This window comes from Neobacillus niacini (genome assembly GCF_023715415.1).
GTDB classification, from domain to species: domain Bacteria; phylum Bacillota; class Bacilli; order Bacillales; family Cytobacillaceae; genus Neobacillus; species Neobacillus niacini_C.
Genome location: NZ_JAMBOB010000001.1, coordinates 313,155 through 331,417, shown reverse-complemented (window position 1 = coordinate 331,417; position 18,263 = coordinate 313,155). Strand labels below are relative to the sequence as shown.

The following is an 18,263-nucleotide window of genomic DNA, read 5'->3' as shown; positions in this document are numbered from 1 at the left end:
TAATTTTATAGTAAGATAGGATAAGAAATGAGCGTAATGCATTTTTTAATTTGAGGTGAACATATGAAAATAGTAGTTAGTGGCGGTGGAACTGGGGGGCATATTTATCCAGCTCTAGCTCTCATAAGAGAAATACAAAAAGACAATAAAAATGTTGAGTTTTTATACATAGGAACTAAAAGCGGTTTGGAAAGTACAATTGTTCCTCGGGAAAAGATTCCTTTTAAATCCATCCATATTACCGGATTCAAAAGAAAATTATCCTTAGATAATATCAAAACGATAGTAAGATTTTTAAAAGGTGCCAGGGACAGTAAAAAAATGTTAAAAGAGTTCCAACCTGATATTGTCATTGGAACAGGTGGATATGTTTGTGGGCCTGTTGTATATGCAGCTGCCAAATTAAAGATACCAACCATTGTCCACGAGCAGAATAGTGTTCCTGGGTTAACAAATAAATTTTTAAGCAGATACGTTAACAAGATTGCTATTTGTTTTGAGGAAGCAAGAGAATATTTTCCTAAGGAGAAAGTGGTGTTTACTGGTAACCCGCGGGCTTCAGAAGTCATTGGGCAAGATGGCATTAGAGGAAGACTTTCGACAGGATTAAGCACGACAAAGCCAGCAGTATTAATTTTCGGGGGAAGCCGTGGTGCAAGACCTATAAATGATGCTGTAGTTAAGGCGCTTTCTGAATTTGGTGAAAAGCCCTATCAAGTACTCTATGTTACGGGTGATGTGCATTTTGCTGATGTACAAAAAGAAGCTGAACTTGTCGGAAATCCTAAAAACGTAGTTATTAAGCCTTTTATTCATAACATGCCTGAGGTTCTGGCAGGGATTGACTTAGTTGTTTCAAGAGCTGGTGCAACGACACTTGCAGAAATCACGTCATTGGGGATTCCGAGTATTCTCGTGCCAAGTCCTTATGTTACGAATAATCATCAAGAAAAAAATGCTAGGTCATTAAGTGACCACGGAGCTGCAGAATTACTAATCGAGAAAGACTTAAATAGCAAAAGTTTAATTCAACATATAGACAAAATTCTGTTAGACGATGAGAATTTACAAATGATGAAAATAAAAGCAAAGAATTTAGGGGTGCCGGACTCGGCTGATAGGTTGTATAAACTTATGAAACAGCTTGTCCAAGGAAAACAAAAGTAGCCCAATACAGTTTTTAGCATAAACTAAAACTATACGTTTGTTTTGAAAGATAGGGTGATAAGAATGGACGGATTATTTACAGAATTACAAGAATTAAATATTGGCAAGGTTAAGAGAAATGAACTGCTATCCCAGCATACAACAATGAAAATTGGAGGACCTGCGGATATCCTTATTGAACCATCATCATTGGAAAATATCCAAAAAGTAATGACCTTGATTAAAGAACGTCAACTCCCATGGAGAGCTATTGGCAGAGGCTCCAATCTTCTTGTTTCTGATAAGGGGATTGAAGGTGTGGTAATAAAGTTAAGCTCCGGATTAAACCATCTATCCATTAATGAGTCCACGATTACGGTTGGAGGTGGACATTCTTTAGTAAGCCTATCAACATTGATTTCAAAGAAGGGCTTGTCTGGACTTGAATTTGCCAGTGGTATTCCTGGATCAGTTGGCGGTGCAGTTTACATGAACGCAGGAGCACATGGTTCTGATATTAGTAAAATTTTGACAAAGGCACACATCTTGTTTGAAGACGGGTCAATAGAATGGTTATCCAATGATGATATGGAGTTCACCTATAGAACCTCGGTCCTTCAAAAGAAGCGTCCTGGTATCGTACTTGAAGCAGAATTTATGCTGACAATGGGTGATAAAAATACGATTGTTTCCCAAATGCAAAAAAATAAAGATTATCGCAAAGAAACACAGCCATGGAATTTCCCTTGTGCAGGAAGTATTTTTCGTAACCCGCTCCCCAATTATGCAGGTAAATTAATTGAGGAAGCCGGGTTAAAAGGTTTCCAAATTGGCGGTGCAAAAATATCGGAAATGCACGGGAATTTCATTGTAAATGCCGGTAATGCAACTGCAAAGGATGTACTAGATTTAATTCAGTATATTAAAGATAAAATTCTACAGTTATATGGAATTAAAATGGAAACAGAGGTAGAAATTATTGGACGACAGTAATAAGAATTAGTCGTACTTATTACAAATTTTGTGTTATAATTACTCATTATAAATATGGAAAATAAACTGAGAAAATGAATGACGGCATGATTTTTCGTGCCGTTGTTTTCGCTTTTTAGGCAGGAAAAGCGGGTAGATATCATAGGTTTTCTTTTAGGACATGCTAAGCGTTAAACTTAATGGAGGGAAGTGTATGGATAAAGGTAAGATTGTCGCTCTTGAGGATCGAATTCCAAAGCTTAAAGAGCAAAGGCGCCGTAAAGCCAACAGAAGGCTTATTTTTCTTCTATTTTTGTTCTTTACCATGATTGCCGTCGTCGCTTATGTACAGTCGCCATTAAGTCATGTTAAAAAGATATCCATTAAAGGTAATGATCTACTATCAACAAATGAAATAATTAGTGTTAGTCATTTATCAAAAAAAACAAATATTTGGAGTGTTAAGAAAGATTCAATCGCTTCTAATCTCCAAAAGATTAATGTAATTAAAGAGGCAAAGGTAAAAATAATATGGCCTAATACAGTAGTGATAGAGATTGAGGAACGAAAAAAAATTGCTTATCTCGAGTCGGATAACTCCTATTCCCCGGTTATGGAAAACGGAAAAATCCTTAAGGATAGGGAAGTGGTTGAAATACCTATCAATGCACCCATTCTTTTTAAATTTAAAGAGGGAGCTATCCTTAATGAAACGGTCTCTGCCCTTCTTGAACTTCCGGATGGTGTTCTAAACGCAATCTCTGAAGTACACTATACCCCGAAAAAAACGGATCAATATCATATTACTTTATTTATGAATGATGGTTTTGAAGTAAGTGCTACATTACGGAGTTTTTCGGAGAAAATGGTCCATTATCCTTCAATCATTAGCCAATTAGATCCAAACAAAAAGGGTATTATCGATCTAGAGGTAGGTTCATATTTTAAGGCCTATGAATTGGAATCGGAGAAATCGGAGGAATCAGAAATTGAGAATGATAAAGGTGAAGGGTAAGCATGTAATTTTATCCCTTGTATGCCTTGTTCTTGGGTTTATGATTGCATTTTCTTATCACTTTACACAAAAAGAAATAAATCAAAAAAATACAAATCTAACAAGTAAGCAATGGGAAAAGACCTTAGATCTTAGAAACCAACTAATTGACATTGAGGAATTGAATCGGAAATTACAAAAGGAATTAAACCAAAAACAAGATAAGGTACTAGAAAACGAAAAAGACCTTTCAAAAGAAGCAGATGCTTATTTGAACCTTGCAGAAGATGCAGAGAGATACCGAATGTTCTTAGGTAAAGTAAAGGTGAAGGGACAGGGTGTAAAGGTACAGCTATCTGACGGGGCGTACGACCCAGAGGAAGAAAATATTAATAACTATCTGGTCCATGAACACCATGTTTTTAAAGTGATTAATGAACTTTATATCTCAGGTGCTGCTGCCATTGCCATAAATGGCCAGAGATTAACAAGCCAGTCTTATATACTATGTGATGGACCCGTTATTACCGTAGATGGTATTCAACATCCAGCACCGTTTGTTATTACGGCTATTGGTGATCCAGAGGTATTGACTTCTGCGTTAAACCTTACAGGTGGTGTAAAAGACCAGCTCGTAAACGATAATATAGTCTTTAGCCTAGAAAAACAGAACGAAATTATCTTAAATCCCATTTTAGGTAATTCATAGATAGTTAAATACGTCCACGAAAAGATAATATAAAAGGTTAGGTGAAAAAAGTGGACAAGCAGAAGAAAAATAATTTAAGTTTTATTGTAATATCTGCAGTAATCGGTTTTATGATTGCCATTCAGTTTCAAAGTGTAAAAGAACCTGTCGAACGCGATACTCGCGATTTATGGCAGCTCCGGGAAGCTTTGCTCCAAGAAAAGGAATTACAATCTGAGTTGGTGAGTGAAATTCGATCCATTGAAGAAAAACTTCTTGCCTATGATTCAAAGCAGAAACAAAGTAAGGAACAGGCATTAAGAGATACAATAAAAGAATTGAAGATTGAGGCTGGATTGACGCAAGTCAAAGGTCCAGGTTTATCGCTGAGAATTGAACCTATCATGGAGGAAATCCAAATAGGAGAACCGATATCAAAAGATGTGTCACCTGAACTACTAAAAAGGTTATTAAATGAATTGAATATGTATGACGCAGCATACGTTTCTGTAGATGGTCAGAGAGTCATTAATACGACTGTCATTAGAGATATCAATAATGAAACGAAAATTGATGGTCATGCAATATCGAGTTTACCTATAGAGGTTAAGGTTGGTGTAGACAATTTAGTCACAGCTGAAAAATTATACAACAGGATAAAAGCGTCCAAAGCAACAGAGGAATTTTTCACTGAAAATCTTAAGCTAATCATTTCAGAACCAACCTCTGAGCTTACCATCCCCGCATATGATAATCCTATCCGGATTCGATATTTAGAATCATTGAAGGCGAATGAAGGAGGGAATACATAATGTGGCTGCCGTTATTAGGATTAATCATTGGAGTACTCCTTGGTCTACTAACAGATATAAGGATTCCTGAAGAATATTCTAATTATCTATCGATTGCAGTTCTTGCCGCTCTTGATACATTATTTGGTGGGATAAGAGCACATCTGCAAAATATTTATGATGAAAAAGTCTTTGTTTCTGGATTCTTTTTTAATATTTTACTTGCTGCAAGTTTAGCTTTTCTAGGCGTTCATCTTGGTGTAGACTTGTATTTAGCAGCTGTTTTTGCCTTTGGTGTACGCTTATTTCAAAATATAGCTGTTATAAGACGAATATTATTGACAAAATGGTCAACAAACAAAGAAAAAATAGAAAAAAATTGATTTTTTTAAAGGGAATTATTTAGTTGTGACGAATAATTTTATAAGATATAGGTGTGTACTTTTTTATTAATATATCTTGTGAAATATAAAAGTTGTTCGACTGAAGTAATGCTAAGGAGGTGCCAAAGAATGAACAGCAATGAAATATATGTAAGTCTTGACATCGGTACATCCAGTGTAAAAGTAATCATCGGTGAAATTGTCAATGACTCTATCAATATAATTGGTGTTGGAAATGTTAATTCAGAAGGACTGCGTAAAGGATCTATTATTGATATCAATGATACCGTTCATTCTATTAAACGTGCTATTGAAGAAGCAGAAAGAATGATTGGAATGGAAATACGACAAGTGATTGTAGGTATTTCTGGCAATCAGGTTGCTCTTGAACCATGCCGTGGAATTGTAGGGGTTTCTAGTCAAAACCGTGAAATTACCAATGATGATGTTAGACGTGTAATAGAAGAAGCTCAAGTTGTTTCTATTCCTCAGGATAGAGAGATTATCGGAGTAATACGAAAACAATTTATCCTTGATGGCAAGGATGAAATTAATAATCCATGTGGCATGATTGGTGTTCGTTTGGAAGTAGAAGGAACACTTATCACTGGATCGAATGCTATTATTACAAATACACTGCGGTGTGTTGAACGTGCCGGTTTAGAAATTACAGACATAATTTTACAGCCGCTTGCCGCTGGTGATTATGCACTGTCAAAGGATGAGAAGAATTTAGGTGTTGCACTGATTGATTTAGGCGGCGGGTCTACAACCATAGCATACTTCGAACAAGGATACTTAGCTGCAACGAGTGTTATCCCGGTTGGAGGAGATTTAATTACGAATGATCTTTCAAAGGTTTTACACACTTCTACTGAGGATGCAGAAAAAATCAAAGTAAAATATGGACATGCTTTTTACGATGATGCCTCAGAGGATGAATTCTTTAGTGTTCCAATTATAGGAAGTGATCAGCATCAGCAATTTAATCAATTATATGTTTCTGAAATTATTGAAGCTAGAATGGAAGAAATTTTTGAATTAATTGCACATGAATTAAAACGATTAGGAATAAATGATTTGCCTGGAGGCTTCGTTTTTACAGGCGGTACTGCAAATATGCAAGGTGTTTTAGAACTTGCTCAATCTATATTCCAAAGTCCAGTTCGCAAAGCCGTTCCCAATTATATTGGAGTAAGAGAACCTCAATATACAACTGCGGTTGGTTTAATCAAATATGCATACAAGAATGCTAGATTACCAGGTGGGACCTTCGTCGCTTCAGCACCTGTATCCGAACCAATCGAAAAGAAAGTTCAAAAACAACAACAACAACAACCAAAAGCAAAGCCAGAAAAACATCCGGAAGATAAGATGTCATCAAAAGTAAAAAAATTCCTTGGTCTCTTTTTCGAATAAGCAAACACGAAAAGGAATATCGACGAATTAGGAGGATTTGTCATGTTAGAGTTTGATACAAATTTAGATTCTCTTGCTACAATAAAAGTTATTGGGGTTGGCGGCGGAGGAAACAATGCAGTAAACCGAATGATTGAGCATGGTGTTCAAGGAGTAGAATTTATCGCAGTTAATACTGATGCACAAGCTTTAAACCTTTCCAAAGCAGAAGTAAAAATGCAAATAGGATCAAAATTAACCAGAGGACTTGGTGCTGGTGCCAATCCTGAAGTTGGTAAGAAGGCTGCTGAAGAAAGTAAAGAGCAATTAGAAGATGCATTGCGTGGCGCAGATATGGTGTTTGTAACTGCTGGTATGGGCGGTGGAACAGGTACAGGTGCGGCGCCTGTAATTGCACAAATTGCTCGTGGTTTAGGTGCATTAACGGTCGGTGTTGTAACTCGTCCGTTTACATTTGAAGGTAAAAAACGTTCTAACCAGGCTGCAGGTGGAATCGGCTCAATGAAAGAGGCAGTAGATACTTTGATTGTAATCCCGAATGACCGCCTTCTTGAAATTGTAGATAAAAGTACTCCAATGCTTGAAGCATTCCGTGAGGCGGACAATGTACTCCGTCAAGGTGTTCAGGGTATTTCTGATTTAATCGCCGTTCCAGGTCTTATTAACTTGGATTTTGCAGATGTGAAAACCATTATGTCTAACAAAGGTTCTGCATTAATGGGAATTGGTATGGCAACGGGTGAAAATCGTGCAACGGAAGCAGCGAAGAAAGCAATTAGTTCTCCTTTGTTAGAAACGTCTATTGATGGTGCACAAGGAGTTCTGATGAATATTACTGGCGGCAGCAACTTAAGCCTATATGAAGTTCAAGAAGCAGCTGATATTGTGGCGACAGCATCCGATCAGGAAGTAAATATGATCTTTGGATCTGTCATTAATGAAGCTCATAAGGATGAAATCATTGTTACCGTTATTGCAACTGGATTTAATGAAGAAGTTATCCAGCCAAAGACAGCTCGTCCAGCATTTGGTCAAGCAAAACCTCAACTGGGTACTGTTAAGAGAGAGCAAAAACGTGAAGAGGCTCCACAAGAACCAGTACGTCATAACAACAACGCTCCTCAAGAAGAAACATTAGATATACCTACATTCTTACGTAACAGAAATCGTAGAAGATAATTTGACGAAAGGCATGGTCCAAAAGGATCATGCTTTTTTTGTTTAAATGTAATTAGACAAAATACGTTGTTTATAGTGGAAATTTCTGTTTTTTTGATTACAGAAAGTGACACACTTTAGCCCATGAAGTAGGTTATACTTTTTCCTAAACAGAATAATAGAAATGATGATGTTAATACACCCTTATGTATATTCATAAAGCTACTAATTGCTTTTTACATTAAAAGGGGGATGGCTTGTTGTCGGTATATTTAGATGTTATTTGGGCGCTTAATCTGTTATTTGATAGCCTGCTCCTGTATCTTTCTGCCATTTTTTTAAAAAGACCAATTGTGATATGGAGGTTATTTGCAGGAGGTTTTATTGGTTCATTAATTATCTTATTTTCATTTACATCATTAAATATCTATTCCAATCATCCAATATCCAAGCTTCTATTTTCAGTTGTAATGGTTTTAGTAGTATTTGGATATAAACGTTTATCTTTTTTCATTAAGGCGTTAATGACTCTTTATGTAACAACCTTTCTTATTGGAGGAGCGTTAATCGGAGTACATTATTTTGTTCAATTTGATGCAGAAATGTCAACAAAGGTAATGATTGCGAATGTTATGGGGGTTGGTGATCCAATCAGCTGGCTCTTTGTTTTGTTAGGTTTTCCTATTGCTTGGCATTTTTCAAAAAGGAATATTGAGGGTATGGAAATGACCAAGATTCAATTTGATCAGATTGTGAATGTCACTCTACGAATTCATACAGAATCCTATACTTTTAAAGGTCTCGTCGATAGTGGAAATCAGCTTTATGATCCATTAACCAAGCTCCCTGTTATGTTTGTTTCTATTAAGAATATCTTAGAAAATGTGGCTGAACCCGTAAAAAAAATGGCAGTCGATCCTGAATCTCTGATTCTTGGAAATATGGAGTTTCCGATTGAATGGCAAAATAGGCTAAGGATTGTACCTTGCCGGGTGGTAGGACAAGAGCACCAACTCATCGTTGCTGTAAAACCTGATTCAATAATGATTGACTCAAAGGGTGGAAGTTATTTATGTGAAAAAGGTCTTGTATCGTTTACTATGCAGCAATTATCGGCCGACGATGCCTTTCAATGTATTGTCCATCCAAAAATGCTCACCGGGCCAAAACAGCATGATGATTCGGCGAAAGTAAGCTAATAATACTATACTCGTAAATTCAGATTTTAGAAGGAGGAACTTGCGTGAAAAAATGGAGACTTCGCTTATCCTACTACTGGTATAAGATACTAATCAAATTAGGAATTAAAAGTGATGAGGTTTATTATATTGGCGGCAGCGAAGCCTTACCGCCTCCTTTAAGTAAGGATGAAGAAGAGCTGCTGTTAAATAAGCTTCCAGGCGGTGATAAGGCTGCACGATCGATTTTAATAGAACGTAATCTTAGACTAGTTGTGTATATCGCTAGAAAATTCGAAAATACTGGAATTAATATTGAGGACTTAATCAGTATTGGTACTATTGGCTTAATTAAAGCAGTCAACACCTTTAATCCTGAGAAAAAGATTAAGCTGGCTACATATGCGTCTAGATGCATTGAAAACGAAATTCTGATGTACCTGCGCAGAAATAATAAAATTCGATCTGAAGTTTCATTTGATGAACCACTAAATATTGATTGGGACGGTAATGAATTATTATTATCAGATGTTTTGGGAACCGATGATGATATCATTACGAAGGATTTAGAAGCAAATGTGGATCGAAAACTGTTAACGAAGGCTCTGCACCAGCTTAGTGATAGGGAAAAACAAATCATGGAGCTTCGCTTCGGACTAACAAATGGAGAAGAAAAAACACAGAAGGATGTAGCCGATATGCTTGGTATTTCCCAATCATATATATCCCGTCTTGAAAAAAGAATAATTAAAAGATTAAGAAAAGAATTCAATAAGATGGTTTAAGGTTAAAAAAAGATTTTTTTTGCTAGTGAAAAGACCATTGAAACTAAAGTAAAAATGGTATTTTTCGACAATCCCTTGGTAATTCCTTGGAAAGTACAAGTGCATATTTTTCCTTCTCAAGGAAATACTGTTTTTTGTACAGCAACTCCTATGAGGAGGGAAAAGGGATTGACTCGAAATAAAGTTGAAATTTGTGGCGTAGATACATCAAAACTTCCTGTATTAAAAAATGAAGAAATGAGATTACTCTTCAGGCAAATGCAAGAGGGCGATATTACAGCACGAGAAAAACTCGTCAACGGAAATTTACGACTCGTTCTTAGTGTTATTCAGCGGTTTAACAACCGGGGCGAGTTTGTTGATGATCTGTTTCAGGTTGGCTGTATTGGGCTTATGAAATCGATTGATAACTTTGATTTAGGTCAAAACGTAAAGTTTTCCACTTATGCCGTACCAATGATTATTGGCGAAATACGCAGGTACCTGCGCGATAACAATCCTATTCGCGTTTCAAGGTCCCTAAGAGATATCGCTTATAAGGCCCTTCAAGTAAGGGAACGATTAATGAGTGAAACTTCACGGGAACCAACAGCTGAGGAGATTGCTAAGGTATTAGAAGTCCCTCACGAAGAAATAGTCTTTGCACTTGACGCTATCCAAGACCCAGTATCCTTGTTCGAACCAATCTATAACGATGGCGGCGACCCAATTTATGTGATGGACCAATTAAGTGATGAACGAAATAAAGATATTAACTGGATTGAAGAAATTGCTTTAAAAGAGGGTATGAGGCGTTTAAATGAGCGCGAAAAGTTAATTTTGAGAAAGCGGTTCTTCCAAGGAAAAACGCAAATGGAAGTAGCCGATGAAATTGGAATCTCGCAAGCCCAGGTTTCGCGTTTAGAAAAAGCTGCAATTAAACAGATGAATAAAAATATTCAAAGCTAAAGCGGTCAAAGAGGAAACTGCAAATATGCGGGAACGGTCAAAGGGTGAATGCGCTACAGTAAGTAGCAGTTCACCCTTTTTTTCTCGTGCTCAAATTTTCCTCCATTGGGGAGTTTTATTTTTTCATTCATTTACAGATAAATTGACTAATCTAATCATATATTTTCATTAGGATAAAAATGGCGGGAGTGAGAGATATGGTCAAAATTTCTGAATTTCAGATTAAAGATGTAGTAAATGTGTCGGATGGTAAAAAACTTGGAAATATAGGAGATATTGAAATTAATCTTTCAACAGGTAAAATAGAAGCGGTTATCGTTACCGGTAATGGTAAAGTTCTAGGCTTTTTTGGAAGAGAAGAAGATATTGTTATTCCATGGAAAAATATAATTAAAATAGGTCAAGACGTTATTTTAGTGAGATTCAAGGCTATTGAAGAAAGGAATCCAGAAGAAATGGAAGTATAGAAATCCATCTCATCTTACGGTGACCAATTAAACGATTCATGGTAAACTAGAAAAAAACAAATGAGGTTGAATATGGAACCCTTTGCATATGAGAATCAATCATATCTTTCAATTAAAAATTGGATGAAGCAGTATCCTGGGCTTACTGCTGGAATAACAACCAAAAATGGCGGCAGCAGCACGGGACCCTTTGAAAGTTTTAATATGGGCTTTCATGTTGGAGACGAGAAGGAAGCTGTCTGTCATAATCGAAACAAGTTGGCGGAACTTATTCAATTTCCTGTGAAGCATTGGGTAGGGGCAGAACAGACCCATGGAACTCTAATTAGAAAAGTTACAAGTGTTGATCGAGGGTTTGGGTCTGATTCTTATGAAGATTCCTTTAGGGGGACCGATGGTTTTTATACAAATAAAGAGGGAATTTTATTAACTCTTTGCTATGCCGATTGCGTCCCTCTTTTTTTTATTTCTCCTGAACACCGGATGATTGGTGCTGCACATGCTGGCTGGAAAGGAACTGTAAATGAAATTGCAGGGAAAATGATAGAGAAATGGGGAGAAGAAGGAATAACTCCTAATCAAATTTTTGTCACGATTGGTCCATCTATTTGTAAAAAATGTTATATTGTTAATGATTATGTCATTAACTTTGTAGAAAATACTCTAGTAGATGTCGAAGAAAAACCCTATAATTTAATTAATGAAGGACAGTATACGCTGGACTTACCAAAACTGAATAAAATCATTCTTCTTAAAGCGGGAGTCCCGGCAGAAAATATTCAAATGACTAAACTCTGCTCTAGCTGTGATCAATTTGAATTTTTCTCTCATCGCCGTGACCAAGGTAAAACAGGAAGGATGCTAAGTTATATAGGCTGGAAGGAGACCTCCGAATGAAGGTTGCAGAAAATCTCATACATATCAGACAGCAAATAAGTGCTGCATGCCAAAGGGTAAATCGGGCTCCTGATGAAGTGAAGCTGATTGCCGTAACTAAATATGTCAGCACAGAAAGAGCCATGGAAGCAATGGAAGCTGGTATAATAAATCTAGGTGAAAATCGAGATGAGGGGCTATTAGCGAAGTGGAAAGTATTAGGGGACAAGCCCCTATGGCATTTTATAGGGTCACTGCAGACACGCAAAGTTAAAAATATCATTGATAAAGTAGAATATATACACTCTTTGGACCGAATTTCATTAGCAGAGGAAATTAATAAACGTGCACAAAAAAAAGTGAAATGCCTGGTTCAAGTGAATGTCTCTCAAGAACAATCAAAACATGGACTTGCTCCCGAGGATGTAATTAACTTTATTAAAAGTCTCCAGCCATTTGAGAATATTAGTATTGAAGGTTTAATGACTATGGCGCCATTTACAGATGATGAGGCGCAGCTTCGAACCTGTTTTCAAAGGTTAAAAAATCTTCGTGACCAAGTAAAGAATTACAACCTAGAATTCGCACCATGTACTGAACTTTCTATGGGGATGTCTAATGACTTTGGAATTGCCATTGAAGAGGGAGCAACGATGATTAGAATAGGAACGGCACTTGTCGGTGAGGCTGGTGAGGAGGATAAAAGATGACGATAAAATCTAAGTTAAAAACATTTTTCTTTTTAGATGATGATTTTGATGATAATAACCAGGATGAATATGAGAAGGTTGAACCTATAAAGCCCCAAAAGCAGCCTTCAAAGCCTCAAAATGTTGTAAGCCTTCAGAGTGTTCAAAAGGGTGCAAAAGTAATATTAGTTGAACCTAGGGTGTACGCTGAAGCACAGGATATAACGGATCATTTGAAAAACCGACGCGCAGTGGTCGTAAACCTTCAGCGCATCGGTCACGAAGAAGGAAGACAAATTGTCGATTTTTTAAGTGGAGCAGTCTATGCCTTAAGTGGTGATATTCAAAAAATTGGCTCTAGTATTTTTTTATGTACACCTGATAATGTTGAGATTTCTGGCAATATTTCTGAACTAGTGAAGGAACAAGAATATCATGATACGAGGTGGTAGTAGAAATGGATATGATTTTTAACTTTTTGATCCAAATTATTGGAATTTATAAATGGATGCTTATCATTTATATCCTTTTATCATGGTTCCCAAATATGAGAGACTCACAGATTGGGACAATTCTCGGTAAGCTATGTGAACCATTTCTAGAGCCTTTTAGAAGAATTATTCCACCAATCGGTATGATGGACTTATCACCTTTAGCCGCATTTCTTATTCTTTCTTTCGCCCCTCAAGGCTTAAGAGTTTTGCAGAACCTAATTTCTTAATTTAGCCAGCGGTGCATGGCCTAAGGAGTTCAACATGAATATTTATCAGCATTTTCGCCCAGAGGAACGGGAATATATTGATCAAGTATTACATTGGAAGGATTTTGTTGATTCCAGCTATACAACGAAACTTACAGATTTTCTTGATCCAAGAGAACAGCATATTTTAAAAACGATAATAGGTGAGAATGGAAGTATTAAGTTCCAACTATTTGGGGGTAATTCAGAAGGTGAACGAAAGCGGGCATTGATTATGCCGGATTACACCATACCTACTGCGGAGGATTTTCAAATTAACCTGTTTGAAATTGAATATCCCATTAAATTTGTCTCGATAGAACATCCCCAAGTCCTTGGCTCGCTTATGTCGTTAGGATTAAAACGAGGGAAATTTGGCGACATCCTAATGAAGGATGGACGTGTCCAATTTTTCTCAAGCTCTGAAATCAGTGACTATATTAAAAGTAATTTAGAATCGATTGGAAGAGCATCAATCCGATTAAAAGAGGTAGTTCTTGAAGAAGCGATTGCTGTTGATGATCTATGGATGGAACAGGATATTACTGTTTCCTCCCTACGTCTTGATACAATTATTTCGGGTATTCATCATATATCGAGGCAAAAATCTCAAGTCTTTATTCAACAGGGATTGGTAAAAGTAAACTGGACTACTATCGAAAATCATTCCTTTGACTGTCGAGAGGGCGACCTGTTGTCAGTTAGGGGCTACGGAAGAGTAAAGATTTTGTCAATTGAAGGAAGAACCAAAAAGGATAAATGGCGAATTGTCGTTGGAAAGCAAAAATAATTTTTTGTTTTTTGCAGGATATAAGAAAAATTTGTCGAATTTAAGCTCTATACATTAAATACATACAGAAGAAAGATTCTTGGAGGTGGCATCATGCCGTTAACGCCGTTAGATATTCACAATAAAGAATTTAATAAAGGTTTTCGTGGTTACGATGAGGACGAGGTTAATGAATTTTTAGACCAAGTTATAAAGGATTATGAATTAGTCCTTCGTGAAAAGAAAGAAATCGAAGAACGCTTAAATGAAATGAAGGACCGTTTAGGTCATTTTGTAAATATTGAAGAAACATTAAACAAGTCTATTATTATTGCACAAGAGGCTGGAGAAGATGTAAAACGTAATGCACAAAAAGAAGCCAAGCTCATCATTAAAGAAGCAGAAAAGAATGCTGACCGTATTGTTAATGAGTCACTTTCAAAAGCAAGAAAGATTGCTCTTGAAATCGAGGATTTGAAAAAACAGTCAAAGGTATTCCGCACTCGTTTTAAAATGTTAATAGAAGCCCAGCTGGATATGATAAATACAGATGACTGGGATCATTTATTAGAGTATGAGGTGGATGCAACCGAACTTAAAATCCATCAAGAGGAAGATTCCTTAGCTTGACGAATTGGTATTATTTCGCATATAATTTTCTAATAAGTAAATAAAGAATGGAAATGACAATGAGAGGGACAGTACATTTTTTCATAAACTTTTGAAAGCGAGCCGGGGATGGTGGAAGCCTGGGAAAAGTGAAAAATTGGAAGATCACCCTTGAGTCCCAAGCTGAAACTTTATGTTATGAAGAGTAAGCTATGGCGGGTTATTCACGTTACGAATCTTAAAGAGGATAGTGCTTTTTTGTGCTATTTATCAGGGTGGTACCGCGGGAATAAAACCTTCTCGTCCCTTTTATGGGATGAGAGGGTTTTTTTATTTGTCTATTGGCTATTCTGTTTATGATGAGTGTTACAGGAGGAATAAGAAAATGGAATATAAAGATACGTTATTAATGCCAAAAACTGAATTTCCAATGCGTGGAAATCTTCCACAAAGAGAACCTGAAATCCAGGCAAAATGGGAAGAAATGAATATTTACAAAAAGGTTCAAGAGCGGACTGCTGGACGTCCGATGTTTGTGCTTCATGATGGACCTCCATATGCCAACGGCGATATTCATATGGGCCATGCGCTTAACAAAGTGTTAAAAGACTTTATTGTTCGCTTTAAATCAATGAGCGGCTTCAATGCACCCTATGTTCCAGGCTGGGATACTCATGGCTTGCCAATTGAACAGGCATTAACAAATAAGGGCGTAAAGCGTAAAGAGATGACGGTAGCAGAATTCCGTCAGCTTTGTACAAAATATGCACTCGAACAAGTAAGCAATCAGCGGGAACAATTTAAACGTGTTGGAGTACGTGGAGATTGGGAAAACCCATATATTACTCTTAAGCCTGAATATGAAGCGCAGCAAATTAAGGTCTTCGGAGAAATGGCGAAAAAAGGATATATTTATAAAGGTCTTAAACCTGTATATTGGTCCCCTTCAAGTGAATCAGCTTTAGCTGAGGCAGAAATTGAATATCAGGATAAAAAATCACCTTCCATCTATGTAGGATTTAAAGTTAAGGATGGAAAAGGGGTTCTTGATACAGATGTTCAAATTGTCATCTGGACGACTACACCTTGGACGATTCCTGCTAACTTAGGAATTTCGGTTCATCCAGACCTAACGTATGTAGTAGTTGCAGTGAATGGAAACAAATACTTAGTAGCAGAAGCACTTCTTGAAGCAGTAACGAAGGAAATAGGCTGGGAAGACCTTGAGGTTATTCAAAAGCTAAAAGGAAATGAATTGGAGAATATCCTTGCTGCACACCCATTATATGGCCGTGACTCGTTAGTAATGCTAGGTGACCATGTCACAACAGATGCTGGAACAGGCTGTGTTCATACAGCACCAGGACATGGGGAGGATGACTTCCATGTCGGACAAAAATATGGACTTGATGTTCTTTGTCCAGTAGATGATAAAGGTGTAATGACAAATGAAGCACCAGGTTTTGAAGGATTATTTTATGATAGTGCAAATAAGCCGATTTCTCAAGCATTAGAAGAAGCAGGTGCGCTATTAAAGCTTTCATTTATCACTCACTCCTATCCACATGATTGGAGAACCAAAAAACCTGTTATATTCAGAGCTACTGCCCAGTGGTTCGCTTCCATTAAAGATTTCCGAAATGACCTTCTTGAAGCAGTTAAAGAAACAAAATGGGTACCTGCATGGGGCGAAACACGACTTTTTAATATGGTCCGTGATCGTGGCGATTGGTGTATCTCACGCCAACGTGTATGGGGAGTTCCAATTCCTGTGTTTTATGCTGAAAATGGTCAGGAAATCATTACAGATGAAAGTATTGAACATGTTTCTGGTTTGTTCCGGGAATTCGGTTCAAATATCTGGTTCGAGCGTGAAGCAAAGGACCTATTGCCAGAAGGCTTTAAACATCCGGGAAGTCCTAATGGATTATTTACAAAAGAAACAGATATCATGGATGTTTGGTTTGACTCCGGCTCATCACATCAAGCGGTTCTCTTAGAAAGAGACGACTTGGTTCGCCCGGCGGATTTATATTTAGAAGGTTCGGATCAGTATCGAGGCTGGTTTAATTCATCCTTGTCAACTGCAGTCGCAGTAACAGGAAAAGCTCCATATAAAGGTGTTTTAAGTCATGGATTTGCTTTAGATGGTGAAGGCAGAAAGATGAGTAAATCTTTAGGGAATGTCATGGTACCTGAAAAGGTAATGAAGCAATTAGGAGCAGATATCCTCCGACTTTGGGTTGCATCTGTTGATTACCAAGCCGATGTTCGTGTATCGGATGCAATTCTGAAGCAGGTTGCAGAGGTTTATAGAAAAATCCGTAACACCTTCCGTTTCTTGCTTGGTAACTTATCCGATTTTAACCCTGCAACAGATAGGGTTTCATACGAAAACCTTCGTGAAGTTGATCAGTTTATGCTTGTTAAATTAAATAAACTGATTAAAAATGTTCGAAATGCCTATGAAAATTATGAGTTTGCAGGAATTTATCATGCGATTAATAATTTCTGTACCCTTGACTTAAGTGCATTTTACCTAGATTTCGCAAAGGATGTTCTCTATATTGAGTCCGTTAACAATCATGAAAGACGTGCCATTCAAAGTGTTCTATATGACTCATTATTTGCATTAACAAAGTTAGTTTCACCAATTCTTTCTCATACTGCTGACGAAGTATGGAAATTCATTCCTGCTGTTACAGAAGAAAGTGTGCAGTTAACGGATATGCCAGAATATCAAGAACTAAACAATGCAGCTGCATTAGAAGAAAAATGGACTTCGTTTATGAAGCTCCGTGATGATGTCTTAAAAGCACTTGAAGAAGCTAGAAACCAAAAGGTGATTGGTAAATCATTAACTGCAAAGGTTACCTTATATGTGAATGAGAATACGAAAACACTTTTAGATTCAATTCAAGAGAATGTGCAGCAATTGTTTATCATCTCTGGATTTGAAGTCGCAGGAAGCTATGACCAAGCGCCTGAGAACGCAATTAAATTAGAGACTGCTGCCATACTTGTCACGAAAGCAGAAGGTGAAACCTGTGAACGCTGTTGGGTTGTAACACCTGAAGTTGGAAAAGATTCAGAGCACCCTACACTTTGCCCACGCTGTGCAGAAGTTGTAAATGAAAATTATACACACTTAGCTTAATAGGAAAACCCCATGAAAAATTTCATGGGGTTTTTTCATTTTTTATCCTTTTCCGTTAATTGTTGTTCCAGATGTCAAATGTTTTTCCGGGTCAGTTCAAATTAAGGGGAAATAATATAAAAAATGACTTAACGGAGGTTACAACTATGAATGCAATGCAGGAACAGCTGTTTTGGGAACTCCGTAAGACGCAATTTGAAATTTTAAAATCATTGAAAAATAAGCAGAAAAATGAATGGATGGTCCCTATATTAGAAGATGAATTAGCGGATATTTCAACTGCCATCCAAAAGTTAGAAGAAGGTAATTTTGGCCAGTGTGAAGCGTCAGGTGAACCTCTCCCCGATTATCTTTTGAAGATTATGCCGACAATAAAATCATCAAAGGATTCTGATAACTTAGAGCATTTTTACAAGAAACCAATTAATTCCGGCTTTTTCTAACCTTCCATTGTTGTTTCGCTAAAGATTATGCTAAAATGCTAAGGAAGTAAAG

Annotated in this window: 20 protein-coding genes and 1 other annotated feature; all 20 genes read left to right on the top strand. The window is 37.1% G+C overall.

Annotated features, from left to right (window positions below; translation table 11 throughout):
- The first annotated feature begins 63 nt into the window (after nt 1-63).
- The 20 genes from murG (at nt 64) to M3189_RS01385 (ending at nt 18,211) form a co-directional block, all read left to right on the top strand.
- Nucleotides 64-1,167 carry an undecaprenyldiphospho-muramoylpentapeptide beta-N-acetylglucosaminyltransferase gene (murG, locus tag M3189_RS01480; RefSeq protein ID WP_251631135.1) on the top strand — a complete coding sequence of 368 codons (1,104 nt, stop codon included), beginning with the start codon at nt 64-66 and terminating at the stop codon, nt 1,165-1,167.
- A 63-nt stretch (nt 1,168-1,230) separates the two neighbouring features.
- Entirely contained in the window at nt 1,231-2,139 is a 909-nt protein-coding gene (gene murB, locus M3189_RS01475) for a UDP-N-acetylmuramate dehydrogenase (RefSeq protein WP_251631133.1), read from the top strand.
- 193 nt (nt 2,140-2,332) lie between these two features.
- A complete protein-coding gene (locus M3189_RS01470) occupies nt 2,333-3,133 on the top strand; it encodes a cell division protein FtsQ/DivIB (protein ID WP_251631130.1) in 801 nt (266 codons plus the stop codon).
- Nucleotides 3,114-3,821, top strand: a complete 708-nt coding sequence (locus M3189_RS01465; protein ID WP_251631128.1) for a DUF881 domain-containing protein — start codon at nt 3,114-3,116, stop codon at nt 3,819-3,821. The genes M3189_RS01470 and M3189_RS01465 overlap by 20 nt, the downstream gene beginning before the upstream one ends.
- A gap of 50 nt (nt 3,822-3,871) precedes the next feature.
- Nucleotides 3,872-4,612 carry a DUF881 domain-containing protein gene (locus M3189_RS01460; protein WP_251631126.1) on the top strand — a complete coding sequence of 247 codons (741 nt, stop codon included), beginning with the start codon at nt 3,872-3,874 and terminating at the stop codon, nt 4,610-4,612.
- Nucleotides 4,612-4,974 (top strand): small basic family protein, encoded by a 363-nt coding sequence (locus tag M3189_RS01455; protein WP_251631124.1) that lies wholly within the window; start codon nt 4,612-4,614, stop codon nt 4,972-4,974. The genes M3189_RS01460 and M3189_RS01455 overlap by 1 nt, the downstream gene beginning before the upstream one ends.
- A 129-nt stretch (nt 4,975-5,103) precedes the next feature.
- A complete protein-coding gene (gene ftsA, locus M3189_RS01450; protein WP_095247735.1) occupies nt 5,104-6,393 on the top strand; it encodes a cell division protein FtsA in 1,290 nt (429 codons plus the stop codon).
- Between the two features lie 42 nt (nt 6,394-6,435).
- On the top strand, nt 6,436-7,572 hold the full coding sequence (gene ftsZ / locus M3189_RS01445; protein WP_251631122.1) for a cell division protein FtsZ: 1,137 nt from the start codon (nt 6,436-6,438) through the stop codon (nt 7,570-7,572).
- A 239-nt stretch (nt 7,573-7,811) separates the two neighbouring features.
- Nucleotides 7,812-8,750, top strand: a complete 939-nt coding sequence (spoIIGA, locus tag M3189_RS01440; RefSeq protein WP_251631120.1) for a sigma-E processing peptidase SpoIIGA — start codon at nt 7,812-7,814, stop codon at nt 8,748-8,750.
- A gap of 44 nt (nt 8,751-8,794) precedes the next feature.
- Nucleotides 8,795-9,514 carry an RNA polymerase sporulation sigma factor SigE gene (gene sigE / locus M3189_RS01435; RefSeq protein WP_063251599.1) on the top strand — a complete coding sequence of 240 codons (720 nt, stop codon included), beginning with the start codon at nt 8,795-8,797 and terminating at the stop codon, nt 9,512-9,514.
- Between the two features lie 168 nt (nt 9,515-9,682).
- The gene (gene sigG, locus M3189_RS01430) at nt 9,683-10,462 is read left to right on the top strand and encodes an RNA polymerase sporulation sigma factor SigG (RefSeq protein WP_251631119.1); all 780 of its coding nucleotides are present in this window, start codon (nt 9,683-9,685) and stop codon (nt 10,460-10,462) included.
- 197 nt (nt 10,463-10,659) lie between these two features.
- Nucleotides 10,660-10,929, top strand: a complete 270-nt coding sequence (locus M3189_RS01425) for a YlmC/YmxH family sporulation protein (RefSeq protein ID WP_251631116.1) — start codon at nt 10,660-10,662, stop codon at nt 10,927-10,929.
- A 72-nt stretch (nt 10,930-11,001) separates the two neighbouring features.
- Nucleotides 11,002-11,826, top strand: coding sequence for a peptidoglycan editing factor PgeF (pgeF, locus tag M3189_RS01420; RefSeq protein WP_251631114.1), 825 nt, complete (start codon nt 11,002-11,004; stop codon nt 11,824-11,826).
- Entirely contained in the window at nt 11,823-12,515 is a 693-nt protein-coding gene (locus M3189_RS01415) for a YggS family pyridoxal phosphate-dependent enzyme (RefSeq protein WP_251631112.1), read from the top strand. Before pgeF ends, M3189_RS01415 begins: the two co-directional genes overlap by 4 nt.
- Entirely contained in the window at nt 12,512-12,946 is a 435-nt protein-coding gene (locus M3189_RS01410) for a cell division protein SepF (RefSeq protein WP_179160913.1), read from the top strand. The genes M3189_RS01415 and M3189_RS01410 overlap by 4 nt, the downstream gene beginning before the upstream one ends.
- A 5-nt stretch (nt 12,947-12,951) precedes the next feature.
- Nucleotides 12,952-13,215 (top strand): YggT family protein, encoded by a 264-nt coding sequence (locus M3189_RS01405; RefSeq protein ID WP_095247726.1) that lies wholly within the window; start codon nt 12,952-12,954, stop codon nt 13,213-13,215.
- A 34-nt stretch (nt 13,216-13,249) separates the two neighbouring features.
- Nucleotides 13,250-14,023 carry an RNA-binding protein gene (locus tag M3189_RS01400; protein WP_251631110.1) on the top strand — a complete coding sequence of 258 codons (774 nt, stop codon included), beginning with the start codon at nt 13,250-13,252 and terminating at the stop codon, nt 14,021-14,023.
- A gap of 93 nt (nt 14,024-14,116) precedes the next feature.
- The gene (locus M3189_RS01395; RefSeq protein ID WP_095247724.1) at nt 14,117-14,632 is read left to right on the top strand and encodes a DivIVA domain-containing protein; all 516 of its coding nucleotides are present in this window, start codon (nt 14,117-14,119) and stop codon (nt 14,630-14,632) included.
- Between the two features lie 50 nt (nt 14,633-14,682).
- Nucleotides 14,683-14,922, top strand: a binding site (T-box leader).
- A gap of 74 nt (nt 14,923-14,996) precedes the next feature.
- Nucleotides 14,997-17,768: an isoleucine--tRNA ligase gene (gene ileS / locus M3189_RS01390; RefSeq protein ID WP_251631108.1), complete on the top strand. Its 2,772-nt coding sequence runs from the start codon at nt 14,997-14,999 to the stop codon at nt 17,766-17,768.
- Nucleotides 17,769-17,914: 146 nt separating this feature from the next.
- Complete coding sequence (locus tag M3189_RS01385) at nt 17,915-18,211, top strand: hypothetical protein (RefSeq protein ID WP_251631107.1); 297 nt, start codon at nt 17,915-17,917, stop codon at nt 18,209-18,211.
- Nucleotides 18,212-18,263: the final 52 nt, after the last annotated feature.

What these genes read in the sequence shown, in the direction of transcription:
- murG (WP_251631135.1), top strand. Translation starts at nt 64, where the DNA reads ATGAAAATAGTAGTTAGTGGCGGTGGAACTGGGGGGCATATTTATCCA.
- murB (WP_251631133.1), top strand. Translation starts at nt 1,231, where the DNA reads ATGGACGGATTATTTACAGAATTACAAGAATTAAATATTGGCAAGGTT.
- M3189_RS01470 (WP_251631130.1), top strand. Translation starts at nt 2,333, where the DNA reads ATGGATAAAGGTAAGATTGTCGCTCTTGAGGATCGAATTCCAAAGCTT.
- M3189_RS01465 (WP_251631128.1), top strand. Translation starts at nt 3,114, where the DNA reads ATGATAAAGGTGAAGGGTAAGCATGTAATTTTATCCCTTGTATGCCTT.
- M3189_RS01455 (WP_251631124.1), top strand. Translation starts at nt 4,612, where the DNA reads ATGTGGCTGCCGTTATTAGGATTAATCATTGGAGTACTCCTTGGTCTA.
- ftsA (WP_095247735.1), top strand. Translation starts at nt 5,104, where the DNA reads ATGAACAGCAATGAAATATATGTAAGTCTTGACATCGGTACATCCAGT.
- ftsZ (WP_251631122.1), top strand. Translation starts at nt 6,436, where the DNA reads ATGTTAGAGTTTGATACAAATTTAGATTCTCTTGCTACAATAAAAGTT.
- M3189_RS01425 (WP_251631116.1), top strand. Translation starts at nt 10,660, where the DNA reads ATGGTCAAAATTTCTGAATTTCAGATTAAAGATGTAGTAAATGTGTCG.
- pgeF (WP_251631114.1), top strand. Translation starts at nt 11,002, where the DNA reads ATGGAACCCTTTGCATATGAGAATCAATCATATCTTTCAATTAAAAAT.
- M3189_RS01415 (WP_251631112.1), top strand. Translation starts at nt 11,823, where the DNA reads ATGAAGGTTGCAGAAAATCTCATACATATCAGACAGCAAATAAGTGCT.
- M3189_RS01410 (WP_179160913.1), top strand. Translation starts at nt 12,512, where the DNA reads ATGACGATAAAATCTAAGTTAAAAACATTTTTCTTTTTAGATGATGAT.
- M3189_RS01405 (WP_095247726.1), top strand. Translation starts at nt 12,952, where the DNA reads ATGGATATGATTTTTAACTTTTTGATCCAAATTATTGGAATTTATAAA.
- M3189_RS01400 (WP_251631110.1), top strand. Translation starts at nt 13,250, where the DNA reads ATGAATATTTATCAGCATTTTCGCCCAGAGGAACGGGAATATATTGAT.
- M3189_RS01395 (WP_095247724.1), top strand. Translation starts at nt 14,117, where the DNA reads ATGCCGTTAACGCCGTTAGATATTCACAATAAAGAATTTAATAAAGGT.
- ileS (WP_251631108.1), top strand. Translation starts at nt 14,997, where the DNA reads ATGGAATATAAAGATACGTTATTAATGCCAAAAACTGAATTTCCAATG.
- M3189_RS01385 (WP_251631107.1), top strand. Translation starts at nt 17,915, where the DNA reads ATGAATGCAATGCAGGAACAGCTGTTTTGGGAACTCCGTAAGACGCAA.